At 36.9% G+C, this 15,151-nt stretch carries 13 protein-coding genes; 7 read left to right on the forward strand and 6 right to left on the reverse strand.

Going from position 1 to position 15,151, the window contains the following annotated elements; genetic code table 11:
- Positions 1 to 204: 204 nt before the first annotated feature.
- From gldD to AXA65_RS10225, 4 genes are all read left to right on the forward strand, one after another.
- Positions 205 to 765 (forward strand): gliding motility lipoprotein GldD, encoded by a 561-nt coding sequence (gene gldD, locus AXA65_RS10210; RefSeq protein WP_063969991.1) that lies wholly within the window; start codon positions 205 to 207, stop codon positions 763 to 765.
- Between the two features lie 88 nt (positions 766 to 853).
- Positions 854 to 1,774: a PfkB family carbohydrate kinase gene (locus AXA65_RS10215; RefSeq protein WP_063969992.1), complete on the forward strand. Its 921-nt coding sequence runs from the start codon at positions 854 to 856 to the stop codon at positions 1,772 to 1,774.
- Positions 1,775 to 1,828: 54 nt separating this feature from the next.
- Positions 1,829 to 3,664, forward strand: coding sequence for a hypothetical protein (locus AXA65_RS10220; RefSeq protein WP_131797800.1), 1,836 nt, complete (start codon positions 1,829 to 1,831; stop codon positions 3,662 to 3,664).
- Positions 3,665 to 3,729: 65 nt separating this feature from the next.
- The gene (locus tag AXA65_RS10225) at positions 3,730 to 5,106 is read left to right on the forward strand and encodes a peptidylprolyl isomerase (protein WP_063969994.1); all 1,377 of its coding nucleotides are present in this window, start codon (positions 3,730 to 3,732) and stop codon (positions 5,104 to 5,106) included.
- 77 nt (positions 5,107 to 5,183) lie between these two features.
- Here the strand turns inward: AXA65_RS10225 and AXA65_RS10230 are convergent, their stop codons facing one another.
- The 6 genes from AXA65_RS10230 to AXA65_RS10255 are packed head-to-tail and all read right to left on the reverse strand — an operon-like array spanning position 5,184 to position 11,457.
- Positions 5,184 to 5,522, reverse strand: a complete 339-nt coding sequence (locus AXA65_RS10230) for a hypothetical protein (RefSeq protein WP_063969995.1) — start codon at positions 5,520 to 5,522, stop codon at positions 5,184 to 5,186.
- A gap of 14 nt (positions 5,523 to 5,536) precedes the next feature.
- Positions 5,537 to 8,917 carry a T9SS type B sorting domain-containing protein gene (locus AXA65_RS10235; RefSeq protein ID WP_063969996.1) on the reverse strand — a complete coding sequence of 1,127 codons (3,381 nt, stop codon included), beginning with the start codon at positions 8,915 to 8,917 and terminating at the stop codon, positions 5,537 to 5,539.
- A gap of 48 nt (positions 8,918 to 8,965) precedes the next feature.
- The gene (locus AXA65_RS10240; RefSeq protein WP_063969997.1) at positions 8,966 to 10,051 is read right to left on the reverse strand and encodes an MBL fold metallo-hydrolase; all 1,086 of its coding nucleotides are present in this window, start codon (positions 10,049 to 10,051) and stop codon (positions 8,966 to 8,968) included.
- A 3-nt stretch (positions 10,052 to 10,054) separates the two neighbouring features.
- Positions 10,055 to 10,408, reverse strand: coding sequence for a DUF2116 family Zn-ribbon domain-containing protein (locus tag AXA65_RS10245; protein ID WP_063969998.1), 354 nt, complete (start codon positions 10,406 to 10,408; stop codon positions 10,055 to 10,057).
- 46 nt (positions 10,409 to 10,454) lie between these two features.
- Positions 10,455 to 10,982, reverse strand: coding sequence for a hypothetical protein (locus AXA65_RS10250; RefSeq protein WP_131797801.1), 528 nt, complete (start codon positions 10,980 to 10,982; stop codon positions 10,455 to 10,457).
- Between the two features lie 10 nt (positions 10,983 to 10,992).
- Positions 10,993 to 11,457 carry a hypothetical protein gene (locus AXA65_RS10255; protein ID WP_063970000.1) on the reverse strand — a complete coding sequence of 155 codons (465 nt, stop codon included), beginning with the start codon at positions 11,455 to 11,457 and terminating at the stop codon, positions 10,993 to 10,995.
- Between the two features lie 177 nt (positions 11,458 to 11,634).
- Between AXA65_RS10255 and AXA65_RS10260 the strand changes: the two genes are divergently transcribed.
- The 3 genes from AXA65_RS10260 to AXA65_RS10270 all read left to right on the forward strand — a co-directional run bounded on the left by AXA65_RS10260 (position 11,635) and on the right by AXA65_RS10270 (position 15,133).
- The gene (locus AXA65_RS10260; RefSeq protein ID WP_063970001.1) at positions 11,635 to 11,967 is read left to right on the forward strand and encodes a single-stranded DNA-binding protein; all 333 of its coding nucleotides are present in this window, start codon (positions 11,635 to 11,637) and stop codon (positions 11,965 to 11,967) included.
- A 66-nt stretch (positions 11,968 to 12,033) separates the two neighbouring features.
- Entirely contained in the window at positions 12,034 to 12,474 is a 441-nt protein-coding gene (locus tag AXA65_RS10265; protein ID WP_063970002.1) for an HRDC domain-containing protein, read from the forward strand.
- 112 nt (positions 12,475 to 12,586) lie between these two features.
- The gene (locus tag AXA65_RS10270; RefSeq protein ID WP_063970003.1) at positions 12,587 to 15,133 is read left to right on the forward strand and encodes a phosphoenolpyruvate carboxylase; all 2,547 of its coding nucleotides are present in this window, start codon (positions 12,587 to 12,589) and stop codon (positions 15,131 to 15,133) included.
- Positions 15,134 to 15,151: the final 18 nt, after the last annotated feature.

Here is a 15,151-nt window from a genome sequence, read left to right on the forward strand (position 1 = left end):
AAGCTAGATTGAACTTTTTTTATCAATAGGTGACTCTCAATTGACTTAAGTGTTCCAAAAACAAATCCGCAAAATTTGCCAAATCTGCGAGAGTTCTAATTATTAATTAAATAAAAATCCACATTTCACTGTAAATCAATTATTCTTAACAAAAATTAAGTATTCAAAATTCTCTGTATCGATTCTAATTGTTATTTTTGCCGAATGTTTAAAAATCTGATCAGAGTTTTCATCGGCTTATCACTTTTCTCCTGCGCCAAAGAACCGGTCCCAAAACCGAAAGGCGATCTGCGTTTGGAATATCCGCCCCCGAAATACCTGAGCTTTTCTGCACCGTGCGATTACTCATTTGATTACTCGGATTTTGCAAAGATCAAAGATGCAAAACAAGCCTGTTGGTACAATCTCTCTTATCCAGGCATGAAGGCCAATGTTTTCATTACTTATTTCCCGATCAAGAATGATTTCCAGCTTCACGTGAAAGAAGCAGAAAAAATGGTTTATGAACACACCATCAAAGCCAGTGCAATTGACACCAAATCATTCTCGTATCCTGAGAAAAATGTTTACGGAAATTTCTATGAACTGAAAGGTCAAACGGCTTCTAACATTCAGTTTTATATTACAGATAGTACGAGACATTTTGTAACAGGGAACTTATATTTCAATTCACGTCCGCGTCCGGATTCTTTGGCGCCGGCCGTAGATTATATCAAAAAAGACCTTTTGCATCTGATAGATTCTTTTGAATGGAAAAACAAGTAAGTATCAAGGCAAAAGATAATAAGATTAAAGATTAATATTATAAAAGGTAATTAGCAAAAGCTCATTGCCATTAGCAAAAACTTAGATTATGAAATTATTAGCAGTAGGAACTGTAGCATTTGATGCCATCGAAACACCTTTTGGAAAAACAGATAAAATTCTTGGTGGTGCAGCCACTTATATCGGACTTGCAGCTTCAGCTTTGGATACAGACGTAAGTTTGGTTTCCGTGATCGGCGGCGATTTCCCACAGGAATATCTGGATATGATGACTTCAAAAAACATCAATGTAGATGGAGTAGAGATGGTGAAAGACGGGAAAACCTTTTTCTGGAGTGGAAAATATCACAACGACCTTAATACAAGAGATACTTTGGTTACAGAACTTAACGTTCTCGCAGATTTTGACCCGAAAGTTCCAGAGCATTCTTCGGAAGCAGAAGTACTTTTGTTAGGAAATCTCGATCCTGTAGTTCAGCTTTCTGTTTTAGAAAAAATGAAAACGCAGCCAAAATTGGTGATTCTTGATACCATGAATTTTTGGATGGACATCGCTTGGGACAATTTGATGAAAGTGATCGCTAAGACCGATGTTATCACGATCAACGACGAGGAAGCAAGACAACTTTCCGGAGAATATTCTTTGGTGAAAGCGGCTAAGAAGATCCACGAATTGGGACCAAAATATGTGATCATCAAAAAAGGAGAACACGGCGCTTTGCTTTTCCACGACGGTAAAATCTTCGCTATTCCTGCTTTGCCTTTGGAAGAAGTTTTTGATCCAACAGGAGCAGGAGATACTTTCGCAGGCGGATTTGCATCTTATCTTACCAAGAAAGGTGATTTCAGTTTTGAAAGCATGAAAACAGCCATCATCGTCGGTAGCGCAATGGCTTCATTCACGGTTGAGAAATTCGGGACAGAAAGAATTGGAAACGTTACTAAAGAGGAGTTGAGCGGAAGGATCAATCAATTCAAGGAATTGACGACGTTCGAATCTGCTATCTAAAATTTAACTTAACACAAAATTATCACTCAAATGGGTGGTTACAAAATATATCAAATGAAGAAGATCTTTTTTCCGGCTGTTTTGGCGTTCGTGTCTCAGATGGCTTTTTCTCAATATCTGATCGTAGGCAAAGACAGCATCTCTGTCAAAGACTACATGAAAGAAAACAAATATGGACTCGAGACTGCTGGTCCGGATAAATCTGTGAATTCTACTGTGGAATTTTTGCTCCTGCAGCAATTGGCACAGGAAAAGAAAGCGGATACGATGAACTATTTTGCAAATGCTGTGAATCAGAGAATGTCTGAATTGAAGGAGCAAAAGTTCTATCCAAAGACCATTGTTGAGCCAATTTTACAGGATTTTGTGAATTCTAATAAAACAGAAACTCAAGTCTTACTTTTCCTAAAAGAGAAAAAAGCTGATGATAAGACAGATTATAAAGCACTTTACAATCAGGTAAAAGCTGGGAAGATGACAATGGAGGATTTTTTATCAAAAAATTCGAAACCGGAAGCTTCAAAGCCATTTTTTGTAAAACCAGGAATGCTAGATTATGAGTTGTACCAACAGATGAAAAACGTGCCTGTCAATTCATACACCACTTTCATTGAGAAACCAAATGTGGTTGGATTTGCAAAAGTAGTGGCTACAAGACCCAGCTTAGGTTACATGGTCTTCGGAGTTCTAACTGTGCCGAATGATGCCAACTATGAAACCACCAAAGCCAAGATCTACAAAGAATTGGAATCTGGTAAGAAGTTCCAAACGGTGGTGAAAGAATTTGGTTCCACTGAAGACGAAAAGAATTCTGGTGGCGCAGTGATGGGTTCACCTATTTTGCCGGACGAGGTTTACAGTGCTTTGAAAGGTCAACCGAAAGATTTCTACACAAAAACACCAATCCTATTCGGGGATAAGTATTTTATTTTCAATATTTATAATATTGAACCTTACATGCTTACAGATAAAAATAGGAGCTTCTTCCAAAAGGAGATGTTATCAACTAGTTATGGCGAAGAATTGACTTCCAAACTTGTAGATTGGTTGAAGACTCAGGATAAATTTGTAGAAACACCAGATTTTGTGGAACTTAAAAAATCTTATCAGGCTTATCTTAATCCAAAAAATCCAAAAGCAGTACTTTTCTCTTATGGAGCAAAGAAAGTAACCCATGAAGATCTGAAAAAAGCTATAGATGCACAATATAAAAATCTGGAGCAGATGCCTACCAGTCAATGGTCAGACTTGTTGGATTACCAGGCGAAGCAATTCATGATTGGTGTGTATTCTAGTAATTTTGAGAATCTTCCGGAGATCAAGCCAGAAGTGGATGAACTTAAGAAAAATCTATATTCCGAGTATATTTTCTCAGAATATTTGAAAAATGAGGTAAAGAACAATCCGAAACTTTACACGGATTATTACAACGAAAACAAAGCCAAATTCATCTGGGAAAAAAGAGCAGAATCAAGAGCTGCTGTAATTTCTGATCCAAAATTGGTGAAGGAAATTGAAAAGGAGATCAAAGATCCTAAGAAATGGGAAGCCCTGAAGACCAAATTCAAAAATCAGGTCAACGATAAAAACCAGGTTCTGGTCCATTTTGAAGAAGGCAAAATCCCGGAATCTTCTGATATATTCAAAAAAAATAATGTGCCTTTCAAAAAAGGAACCTTTACAACCCAAATTTCCAACAGGGATGTAGTGATTGCAATAGATGGACTTTTGCCGGAACAGCAGATGACACAAGTAGAAGCACAGGAAGACATGACAGATGCTGTAACAGAAAAATTGCTACAAAAAACAATTGCCGACCAGCGTGCTAAAACCAAAGTTGACATTCAGCCCGCTTTCATGGCAGAACTGAAGAAAAATTTTAAGAAATAATTATAACAAAAAATGAAGCAGAATTGGTTGATAATCTTAATTTTGCACCTTAATAAATAAAAATAATGTTAAAATACACGAAATGTCTTTTTTTACTGTCAGTGATCTTGTGTCTATTTAATACAAATCTTTCTGCTCAGGTAAAAAAAGGTCAGCTCATAGATGGAATTGCAGCCGTAATTGGTGATGAGATCGTTCTGGAGTCTGACATAGAGGATCAAGCGAACTATGCGAAACAGCAAGGCGCCAATGTGGGAGACAAATGTGATTTTATGGAAAGTATCCTGAACAACAAGCTTTTGATATTCGAAGCTAAAAAGGATACACTGATAGAGAACCGATCGGCTGCAATCAAGGAAATGGCTGGAACCAAATACACCCAGATCCTATCCCAATTCCCAGATGAAAAAGCCATGTTGACGGCTTACAAATTCCGTACGTCTTACGAAATGAAAACGGCGATCGAGAAAATCGATGCTGATAACTATTACGGACAGGCGAAATACGGCAGAATCACTGAGAAGGCAGATGTGACACCAAATGAGGTGACGGATTTTTATAATCAATTCAAATTCCAGTTGCCGAATGTGAAAGACGAAGTTTCACTTTCCAAGATCAGCATCTACCCCAAGATTTCTGCAGCACATAAAAAAGAGATCATTGATAAATTGAACAAGATAAAACAAGATATCAAAGGTGGCGAAAGCTTCGAAAACCAAGCAAGGATCTACTCCGAGGACGAAGGTTCTGCAGCGCTTGGCGGACTTTATAAAGGGATCAATATGGGACAAATGGTAAAACCGTTTGAAGCAGCAGCTCTTAATCTTCAGGAAGGCGAGATGTCTGATCCTATAGAATCTGAATATGGTTATCACCTGATCCAATTAGTTAAAAGAAATGGGAAGAAGTATGATGCGAGACATATCCTGATCAAAAATACACCTAATGCTGATGAAATAGCTGCTGGCAGAAAAGAGTTGGACAGCATCAGAACTTTGATAGTCAACAACAAGATGAGTTTCAAAGATGCCGCTTACAAATTCTCTGATGACAAGAGCAACAAGTTCTCTGCTGGGATCATGACCAACAATCAGGATGGTTCTGACAAATTGGAGAAATTGGGTCTAGATCCTACCGTTTCTTACCAGATCGCTGGTCTTAAAAAGAACGATGTGACCGAACCTTTCCAACAGGAAGACCAACAAAAGAGAAAGATGATGAGCCTCATCCAAGTGAATGATATCATAGATGCGCACCAATTGGATCTGTCAACCGATTATGAGAGGATCAAGGAAATGGCACTCAACAAGAAGAAGAATGAGATCGTTGAAAAGTGGGTGAATACCAAGATCCCATCTATCTTCATCTCTCTCGATACCAAATACAAGGATTGCAAATTCCACAGCAACTGGCTGAAAAATAGCATTGTAACAACTAAATAATTTGGTTTGATCAAAAAATAAAAAGGATGAGTGTTTGCTCATCCTTTTTTGTTATTCTAAATTTTAGATTTAGGTTTTTACTCTTTTTCCAAAATTGTATAGTCGGTCAATTTTCCGTCCCACTTTTCATTGTAAGTGGAGAATTCTATTGAGGTAATTTGTCCTACTGTGATATCGATGACATAGCTCAAACCTTCCTTCAAACCCTTGATCGCTATATTTTCGCCATTGCTGAACAAAGCATTGGTCTCATCAAATTCACCATTGAAATCTTCGTAAGTCAGTTCAACATTCATTCCTGTGCCTGTCAACTTTCTTTTTGCAACAGTCAGATGCGAAATGTGAGATACAAACTGCGGGTATTTTGTGGTAAGACCTTGTAATAAGGTCAATTCTAGCTCGTTCAGTTCTTTCATATCAGTATTGTGATTTAGTTTCTATTTTTGATGACAACATAACCTTCCAGTATTCTGCCGTCGGTTATTTTTATTTGATACCAGTAGCTGTCGGTCGATAGTTTTCGGCCGCCAGATTCTCCATTCCATTCGTAGGTTTCCCCTTTAGTAATGGTATTGACAACCATATTCCCATTCTTATCAATGATCCTGATCTCGGAGTTTGGATAATTTTCTATTCCCGGGATCTTCCAAGTATCATTGATGCCATCGCCATTTGGAGAGAAAATATTGCTTAACGAAAAGATAGTAAATGATTTTGAACCAAGGTCACAGCCTAGATTTGTTTTTACATAAACGGTATAATTTCCATTCGTGAGATTTTCCAATTTATTAGAACTTTGCCAATTGATCTGATCCAATGAGTACAGATAATCTCCAGCAAACGACATGATGACGGTTGCGTTGTTATTCGTGATCAAAATGTTTTGGATGGTCGCTAATTTTGCTTTTTTGACGATGACACTTGCGGAATTGGTACATCCATTATGAGTAGTGACTGTTACAGAATACGTTTGCTCTTTGTCTGCTTTTATTTTATGTGATGTTTCGCCAGTACTCCAACTGTAGGTATACTTTGCGTTTAATCCTGCATCCAATTCAGTACCTAGGTTGTCACAAAATTCTTTTTCTGTCGGAAGGTCTATCTTTGGTTTTTCATTAAGGGTCAGACTCAGTTTCACATCTTGATAACAGCCAAGAGCCGATTTGATCTTGACATCGAAAATATTGGAACCTATATTTAGATTTGTATTTCCACTTACAACCAGATTAGAACTATTTCTAAATTCGAAAGTATAATCTTGCGGATTGGTGATCAATTCTTTTTTATAATCATCAAGATCAATAGTTTTAAAGTTTGCTGTTGTATCATTACAGAAAGTGTCTGTGAAGTCTGTAGCAGAAAGATAATTGGTAACTACATTTACCTTAATAGCTAATTTTTGTGTGCTTTCACAGTTATTTATAGTTTGAGAAGCATAATAAGTTGTTCCATCTACCAATGGTGTTGTCTCTGGAATTTGTGTTCCAATTGGATCAAACCATTTGATGGCTGTTCCGGTGATAGACATATTTTTTAATGACGGATTCGAAGCGGAACAAAAATCCTGAATGGCATCTCCTTTTGGTGGATTTGGGTCAGATAATGTCACTAAGATTTCTTTCTTTCCACTTTCGCAACCGCTGGCATTTTGAGTCACATAATATTTCGTGTTGTCAGCCAAAGGTTCAGAAAGATTGGTGATGACCATTCCATTTTCATAATACCATTTGGGATTGGTTGCAGTGACAACAATGTCAGATATTTTTTTGTTAGCTATTTTGCAGAAAGTTTGGGCAGATACAGCTGCAGGAGGAGTGGAGATATCATACACATAGAACTCTGCCAGATCACTTCTACAACTTGTGTAGGGATAGTGTGACGCTACTTGCCTAACATAATATTTTTTGCTGGCTTCTAATAACGTTCCTAAACTTATAGAATTCATTTTGTCATCAAAAAACTCAACATCTTTATTATTGTTAATTTTTAAGTCTAATATTCTCTGACCAGATAAATTGCAAAAAGTAAAATTTGGTACGATTAATTTTGGAGGATTTTGAAATACGAGCACATCCACTTCTAACCTTGTTGGATTGAAAGAACAAGATATGTCCTGAGTAGATGCGTAATAGTTTTTTGTTTCCAAAACTGTTTCTGGAGAGAGTGGAGTTATAGATGTTGGAGAATCGTACCAGCTGGAGTAGCTTGTTTTAGGATATAGGTCTTTTATTTTTTTTGTCTCAGAAACACAAGTGTAAAGGAACGAATCTCCATCTGGTGTTCCAGAATAGCATTTGTCTAGTTTTTGAATAGAACTTTGGTGTGTATACAAGCTATTATATGATAAAAAATCGCGAATGCTTTGGTCAGGATTTCTATCTAACATTGCGCCTCTTCCAGCAGAAAAATAAATTTTATTGTTAATTTTATCAAAACGACTAATATCATGTTTTGAAATCTGATGTTTATTATATATCAATTTTCCAGAATTATCTAACTTTAAAATAGTTGAATAATCACTTATGGAAGCATTAGGAGATAATTTAATTGTTTCTGTTAATTGATTTTTGTGATAAAAACTATATATTCCTAGCATGTCCAAACTCCAAGTGATGGTATGGTCCGAAGCAATACTAACATTCGTACCTTGGGAATAATAAGAATCTGATTCTGAGTTTAAATGAGCATGCCAAAGGTAATTTTTGTTTTGGTCTATTTTAAAGATAACACTACCATATTGATAATTTGGATAATCCACAACATGATTTTGAAATGTTAGTGGTTTATTGATTTTTGCGGTAGTTAATACAATCGAATCATCTGTGTCTATATCGAATGCTTGAGTATCCCATACAAGGTAGCTATTGTTTCCTCCAAAATTTTGTGCCCAAACAAAATTTCCATCTGGGTCTATTTTGCATAGATAATTCTCTTCGGTAGTTGATCCAATATTTCGATATTCCTTTTCTCCATTAAAATTGAAGAAGGATTCATTATTACTTAAGGTGAGGATATTATTTTTGCTATCTGTCATCAAAGAGTTCATGTTGACAGAGTTCCACCCAGAAATGTATTTTACCCAGATGAATTTTCCATCTTCATCATTCTTTAAAATAAAGCCGTAATTTTCATACCAACCACTACCTGCAGTTAAATAGTACACCTGATTTGAAAGGTCAAAATCTGTATTATAGCCATTGTAATTGATATAATTGCCAACTATTATGATGTTATTATTGTTGTCAATTGTCAGTTTAGGATTACCATGTCCTCCTTTATAAAAACTTCCATAGATAAAATTCCCATCTTTATCATATTTGTTGACAAAGATGGCACTTTGTAAATTTGAATCAGTATCATAAATTGGAGAACTGCTATCATTTGGGTTTAAATCTATATTATTTCCTCGTGCAGATCCTGCAACAATAACATTTCCTTTTTTATCAATGACTACGGAATGTATATTTGCAGTACTATTATATCCAATTGTAATCGTCTTATGCCAAAGATATTTTTTATTTTTATCAATTTTTGCTACGTAACATTCTTGTGATGGATATCCAAGTGGAGATAGTAGTTGAAAATTTGAAGTAGCATTTTCATCAAAACCAACGTTGTTTGTGTAATTTCCTGCAAAGTAAACAGATTCATCACTATTTATTGCAATACTACTAATATTGTTGATTCCATCTTGTTGAGTTGCGCCACCAGGGCTTTCTCGTTTTCCAAGAGTGGTATAAAACCAATCTAGATTTTGACTACTGAGAAAAGAAAAAATTAAGATTAAAACTAAAGAATAGAATTTCGTCATTGTGCGGTTATAAGTTTCCGCAAAGATAATATTTATTTTAACAAAATTTTAAGACTTCCACCATTCCGTAAAACTTTGATTCTCATCTTTCAAATCCAGTTTTGAACCAAGGATCGGCGTAGAGATTTTGAAGCTTTTCCCTCGGCTGTTTTCGAAGACTTTTTCCAAAGGTTCATTCCACGCATGTTGCGCCAATGCAAATTTTCCAGAATGTACAGGCAATACATTTTTTACATTAAGGTCTTCCGCAACTTGGCTGAATTCCTCTGGCAAAGTGTGAATGTAGCGCCACTTTTCATTGTACTGACCATTTTCTAAGATTGCCCAGTCAAAAGGTCCAAATCTCTCTCCAATTTCTTTGAAATGAAAATCATAACCGCTGTCGCCACCAAGGAATATTTTCTGAGTCGGTGTTTGCAAAACATAAGAAGACCAAAGCGTATTATTCCTTTTAAATCGTCGGCCCGAGAAATGTCTGGCTGGCGTAGAAGTGATCTGGAATCCTTTCGAGATTTCCTCATCTTCATACCAATCTAGTTCTATGATTTGATCTTCATCAAAACCCCATTTTTCAAAGTGCGAGCCAACGCCCAATCCACAAATGACCTGATCGATCTTAGGTCTAAGGCTTTTGACCGTTTTAAAATCCAAATGATCGTAATGGTCATGAGAGATAATCAGAAAATCAATCTCAGGAAAATCTTCCGCCGAATAAATATCCGTTCCCACAAAAGCTTTCGTAGTTCCAGGAATAGGCGACGCATTGCCACTGAAAACGGGATCTACCAAAAACCGCTTTCCATCCATTTGAAAATAATACGAAGAATGTCCCATCCAAACCAGAAAATTGTCAGTGATCGGTTGGTTTTTTAGATCAATTTTTTCGGTCGGTAGAACTGATTTTGGTTTTTTATTTTCCGTTTTGTCGGTCAAGAATTCCCATAGTACTTTTCGCATCGTAAAACCTTCTGCCAGCGACGGTGTAAAGCTGAGATTTTGAAAAGTTCCGTTTTTGTAATTTGGAGATTGCTTCATCCGGACCAATCGTTTGCCAGAAAATTCTCCTCCGAAAATTGGAAGATTATAAAGATAGATTGCTAAAACAAATAGAAGGATCAGAAAAATAAAAATCATAGTTTAATCGGTCTTTTTTACAATAAGTACCCAATCGCCGTCAAGGATCTTGTAACCCTGATCATAAACGAAAAAGTATTGAGAACCGTTTTTGTAGGTCACGATCTGCGTAATGAGATCGAAATCAAAACCGGCGTTCTGTAGTTTAAGACGATTGACTTTTGATTTTCCTTCAAAATTATTTTCAGAAAGGATGCGGTAGTTTTTGCGAAGTCTGTTGTTCACATTCCGCATGTAGTTGGTCGAGTTTTTATTTTGTTTGTTGTTGAAGGCGTTGCGGCAAGCATCAGAACAGAATTTCTTGTCGGATCTGCCGATGATCTTGTCGCCGCATTCTGGGCACGTTTGGGTTTCCATTTGTGTGTTTTTAAAGACCTAATTTAAGAAAATAGCTCGTTTTTCTTCATTTCTCCTTCACTTTTTTCTTAATCAATTTCCCATTTTCATCGCTCATATCTTTTTCAAGATAATAGATTTGCTTGTTCTCTCGGAAAACCATTTTTTGCAAATCAGCATTAATAATGACTTCGCAGCCGGTTGGAATCAAAAAAGTATCAACGGTTTTTTTCCAATTTCCATTGGTGAAAGAGGAGGTCGTCATCGCATAAGTGCAGCCATTCATCGGCGCTTGATAAACAGAAATTTCGTCTTTTCCATCGTTGTTCAAATCGCCTTCATTGATGAGAATGATCTCGCAACAACCTGCTTTTATCGGTTTGATTTTGTTGTCAGAAAACCGAATTTCGTATTCAGCAGGCGTTCCATCTTCAATTGGATTTCCTTTTTCTTCTTTTGTTTTGATTGCAGTGGCAGTGATTTTCTTACCATCTCCTAAAAAATCGCCATCGATTTCCACTCCGATCTTTTTCTCTGTTGAAGTCTGTGCGAAAGTGAAAACACCAAATGTCATTAAGGTCAATATTAATTTCATAAAGCCAGTTTTAATTTTTATTAAGGACAAGACTGTCTCCAAATTTCTCCACATTCAACGTGATGATCTTAGGTTTTGCAAAATGTTCTACAGGTGCTTCGCAAGTTCCGGTCCTTGTAATATTCTCGATCTGAAATTCAATTTTCGAAGCTTCCACAAATTGATACTTTCCGTCAATCGCTGTGAAGCAGTCGTTGCCACATTCCCAACTGTTATAACTTTTGAATTTATTTTTATCTGTGAATTCTACCGCCGAGAAATTCCAGATCATCGCAGTATCGTTTTTCTTCGTCAAAATAAATTGCTTTTCGTCAGTTTCCAATCCGATCAATTTCTCATTCTTTATGAGCCAAATGGAATTGTTGAGATAATTGTCATAGTTGTGAGCGACAGTTTTCTCTTTTCCTTTTTCGCAGTTGTTCAGGAAAATGAATGTGAGAAAAGGGATGAGGATTGTTTTGATATTTTTTTTCATCGATTTGGTCTTATCTCAAAATTATAAAAATCATTCCATTTACAAACGATTACAAACGGATATAAATACTTTTCTACCGATTCGGGTTTTCTTTTTGTTGAAAATTTGCAACAAGGAAATCAGGAAAACAGACAACACGACCTGATTTTAAAAGTTTAATTTAAAAAATTTAATGCTATGTCTTTAAGAAACAAAGTGACATTGATCGGTCACACAGGAAAGGAAGTTGAAGTTTTTAATTTCGAAAATGGAAACAAAAAAGCAACGGTCACACTTGCAACCAATGATTTCTACATCAATGCAGCAGGTGAAAGGGTAGAGGATACGCAATGGCACAATGTCGTGGCCTTCGGGAAAACCGCAGATGTTCTGGAAAAATATGTTCCAAAAGGAAAAGAGATTGCCATAGAAGGAAAACTGACTTATCGCTCTTACGATGACAAAGACGGAACGAAACGTTTTTTGACAGAGATCAGGATAGAAGAACTTCTTCTTTTAGGAACCAAATAATTGATATTTTACATCCTTGGCAAGTCTAACAGCTTGCCGAGGATTTTTACTTTAAAATATAATATAATGAAAGTCAAAGTTTTGAAGATCAGAATTTCTGACCAGTTCCAAAATATGGACGAAGCTATTTTGAATGATTATCTGGAGCGTTATGACATCGTCGATTTGAATACGCAATTGGTACAAGGCGATATTAATTTTTGGTCTGTATTTATTAATTATGAGGAAAAACAAATAAAACCAACATCCAGTAAAACGAATGTCAATCCTGATGAACAGCTTTCTGAAGAGGAAACGATCATCTATGACAAACTAAAAAATTGGAGAGCAGAAAAAGCAAAGGAATCCCAACTGCCGCCATACATTATTTTTCATAATGCGCATCTTGTGGCTATCGCAAAACACAAACCGAGTAATTTTGAAGATCTCGAAAATGTAAAAGGATTGGGAAAAGCTAAAATCGAAAAATACGGCGTAGAGATCATCGAAGTTTTAGAAAATGCCTAATTAAGATTTTTCTAGCTGCAATGTTTGTATTAATCGTAATATGTTGTAGATATTAAGATAAAAATAACATTTCGGACGACTGATTTTACAATTTATCTTTTATTTTTGTTAAATGCTAAACGATCAGAAAATTGAAAAATTCAGGCAGATTGTAGAAAATAAGTTTCAGATCTACAATTCACTCTTCATGAGTCTGCCCTATGATAAAATGACAAACATCGGGATGTTGCTCCCTTTTCTAGCGGAAGAAAGCAGAGAAGGTTATCAGCAAGGTAAATCTCCTGAAGAAATTGTTGAAGAGTTTTTCCAGAAACACACAGAACTGGAAACCGAAGATCAGAAACTGGAACTACTCTTCAAGATCATCCAATATATAGAAAGACAAGTTGTACTTTTTGACAGTATAGAAGATGCGGCTTTCCAGCAATTGCACTCCGAAAGTGATTCCGGAACGGTCATGAATATGTACGACCGCGCCAACCAGGATCAGCATCTCGCGGCAATCAGAAAGAAGATGGATGATTTTGCGATCAAAATTGTTTTCACCGCTCACCCAACGCAGTTCTATCCGAATGCGGTGCAAAGAATTATCCATGATCTACGTGATGCGATCATCAATGACTCGGTGACGCAGATCGATACTTTGCTTCAACAATTGGGAAAAACACCTTTTGTGAACAAGGAAAGACCAACGCCTTTGGACGAAGCTTTGAGCATCATTTATTATTTGAGATATGTCTATTACCAAAGTATTGGTGAACTTTATAGAAAGATCAAACAGGTTTTTGGAACCTCCAGTTACACACCTAGTCCGGATATCATTCAGTTGGGATTCTGGCCAGGTGGTGACCGCGACGGAAATCCTTTCGTAACGGCTGATATCACAATGAAAGTGGCTGAGGAATTGAGAATATCAATCCTGAAGGATTATTATGGACATTTGAAAATTGTCAGAAGAAGATTGAGTTTCCGTGGCGTTTCTGATGTTTTAAAAAATGTTAGCAAAAGAATCTACGATTCGATTTTCCAGGAAGATGCAAGGATTTCTGCAGCCGAGATCATCGTCGAACTCGATAACGCTGAAAAGATTTTGAAAGAAGAACACAACGGACTTTTCTTTGATGTTCTGGATGATTTCAGAGATCGTGTAAAGATCTTCGGGACCCATTTTGCAACGCTCGATATCCGTCAGGACAGCAGGGTCCATCAAAATGTCATTGATGATATTTTCAAAAAGGTCATCAATGAAGATGTTGATTCTAAAACGAATGATGAGAAGATCGACCTATTGTTGGAATCTGGCGCCATTCTGAATCCTCAAGATTTCGAAGACGAAATGACCTGCGAAACTTTAAAAAGTGTTTATAATATCAAAACTATTCAGGGAAACAATGGCGAGCGAGGCATGCATCGCTATATCATTTCCAATTCTGATGAGGTGAAAGATGTAATGAATGTCTATGTCATGATGAAACTTTGCGGTTATGCCGACGAAGATATCCATATTGATATTGTGCCATTGTTTGAAACGATGGAAGGTCTGGATAAATCTGAAAGCGTGATGAAAACCTTGTATGATCATCCAGTTTACAAGAAGCATCTTGCAAGAAGAAACAACAAGCAGATCATCATGCTTGGCTTCTCCGATGGAACAAAAGATGGTGGTTACCTGAAAGCGAACTGGCAGATCTATACATCAAAAGAAAAATTGACCAAGATCTCTGAGGATAACGGCGTGAAAGTCGTGTTCTTCGACGGTAGAGGTGGACCGCCGGCAAGAGGTGGCGGAAAAACCCACGATTTCTACGCGTCGCAAGGAAAAACCATTGCCAACAATCAGATTGAGTTGACCATCCAGGGACAAACCATCACAAGTGTTTTTGGAAATAAGGATCAGGCGAAATTCAACTTCGAACAGTTGTTGACAGCTGGGATCGAGAATGATGTGTTTAAAAGCACCAAGAAAGACCTTAATGATAAAGAACGGGACTTGATCTCGGAATTGGCAGACATCAGTTACCAAAAATATTCTGACCTGAAGGCGCATCCAATGTTTGTGCCTTATCTTCAGGAAATGAGTACATTGGAATATTACGGAAGAACCAATATCGGAAGTCGTCCAAGCAAAAGAGGCGCGGGTTCTGAACTGAAGTTCGAGGATTTGAGAGCGATTCCATTCGTTGGATCTTGGGCACAATTGAAACAAAACGTGCCTGGATTCTTTGGGTTTGGATTTGCTTTGAAAACTTTGATGGATGAAGGAAGATTTGATGAGATCAAAGAACTTTACAAAGGTTCGGATTTCTTCAAGACCTTGGTGCTGAACTCAATGATGAGTATGAACAAAACCTATTTCCCGCTGACCTACTATATGAGAAACAATCCTAAGTTTGGCGAATTTTGGAATATCCTTTTCTCTGAGTTTTCTCTTTCCAAGGAAATGATGTTGGAACTGACAGGTTATAAGATATTGATGCAGGAAGAACCATTGAACAGAAAATCAGTGAAGATCCGTGAGAAGATAGTGCTTCCGCTTCTGAGTATTCAGCAATATGCGTTGATCAAGATCCAGAAAGGCGAAGGTAACCGCGAAAGTTATGAGAAGCTTGTGATGCGATCATTGTTTGGAAATATCAATGCGAGCAGAAACTCAGCTTAGAATAAAATAGTTGTAGTC

Source organism: Chryseobacterium sp. FP211-J200 (genome assembly GCF_001643375.1).
Classification (GTDB): domain Bacteria; phylum Bacteroidota; class Bacteroidia; order Flavobacteriales; family Weeksellaceae; genus Epilithonimonas; species Epilithonimonas ginsengisoli.

Excerpts from the sequence above, each read along its gene's own strand:
- AXA65_RS10220 (WP_131797800.1), top strand. The coding sequence starts at position 1,829 with ATGAAGAAGATCTTTTTTCCGGCTGTTTTGGCGTTCGTGTCTCAGATG.
- AXA65_RS10250 (WP_131797801.1), bottom strand. The coding sequence starts at position 10,982 with ATGAAATTAATATTGACCTTAATGACATTTGGTGTTTTCACTTTCGCA.
- AXA65_RS10265 (WP_063970002.1), top strand. The coding sequence starts at position 12,034 with ATGAAAGTCAAAGTTTTGAAGATCAGAATTTCTGACCAGTTCCAAAAT.
- AXA65_RS10230 (WP_063969995.1), bottom strand. The coding sequence starts at position 5,522 with ATGAAAGAACTGAACGAGCTAGAATTGACCTTATTACAAGGTCTTACC.
- AXA65_RS10260 (WP_063970001.1), top strand. The coding sequence starts at position 11,635 with ATGTCTTTAAGAAACAAAGTGACATTGATCGGTCACACAGGAAAGGAA.
- gldD (WP_063969991.1), top strand. The coding sequence starts at position 205 with ATGTTTAAAAATCTGATCAGAGTTTTCATCGGCTTATCACTTTTCTCC.
- AXA65_RS10225 (WP_063969994.1), top strand. The coding sequence starts at position 3,730 with ATGTTAAAATACACGAAATGTCTTTTTTTACTGTCAGTGATCTTGTGT.
- AXA65_RS10235 (WP_063969996.1), bottom strand. The coding sequence starts at position 8,917 with ATGACGAAATTCTATTCTTTAGTTTTAATCTTAATTTTTTCTTTTCTC.
- AXA65_RS10245 (WP_063969998.1), bottom strand. The coding sequence starts at position 10,408 with ATGGAAACCCAAACGTGCCCAGAATGCGGCGACAAGATCATCGGCAGA.
- AXA65_RS10270 (WP_063970003.1), top strand. The coding sequence starts at position 12,587 with ATGCTAAACGATCAGAAAATTGAAAAATTCAGGCAGATTGTAGAAAAT.
- AXA65_RS10240 (WP_063969997.1), bottom strand. The coding sequence starts at position 10,051 with ATGATTTTTATTTTTCTGATCCTTCTATTTGTTTTAGCAATCTATCTT.
- AXA65_RS10255 (WP_063970000.1), bottom strand. The coding sequence starts at position 11,457 with ATGAAAAAAAATATCAAAACAATCCTCATCCCTTTTCTCACATTCATT.
- AXA65_RS10215 (WP_063969992.1), top strand. The coding sequence starts at position 854 with ATGAAATTATTAGCAGTAGGAACTGTAGCATTTGATGCCATCGAAACA.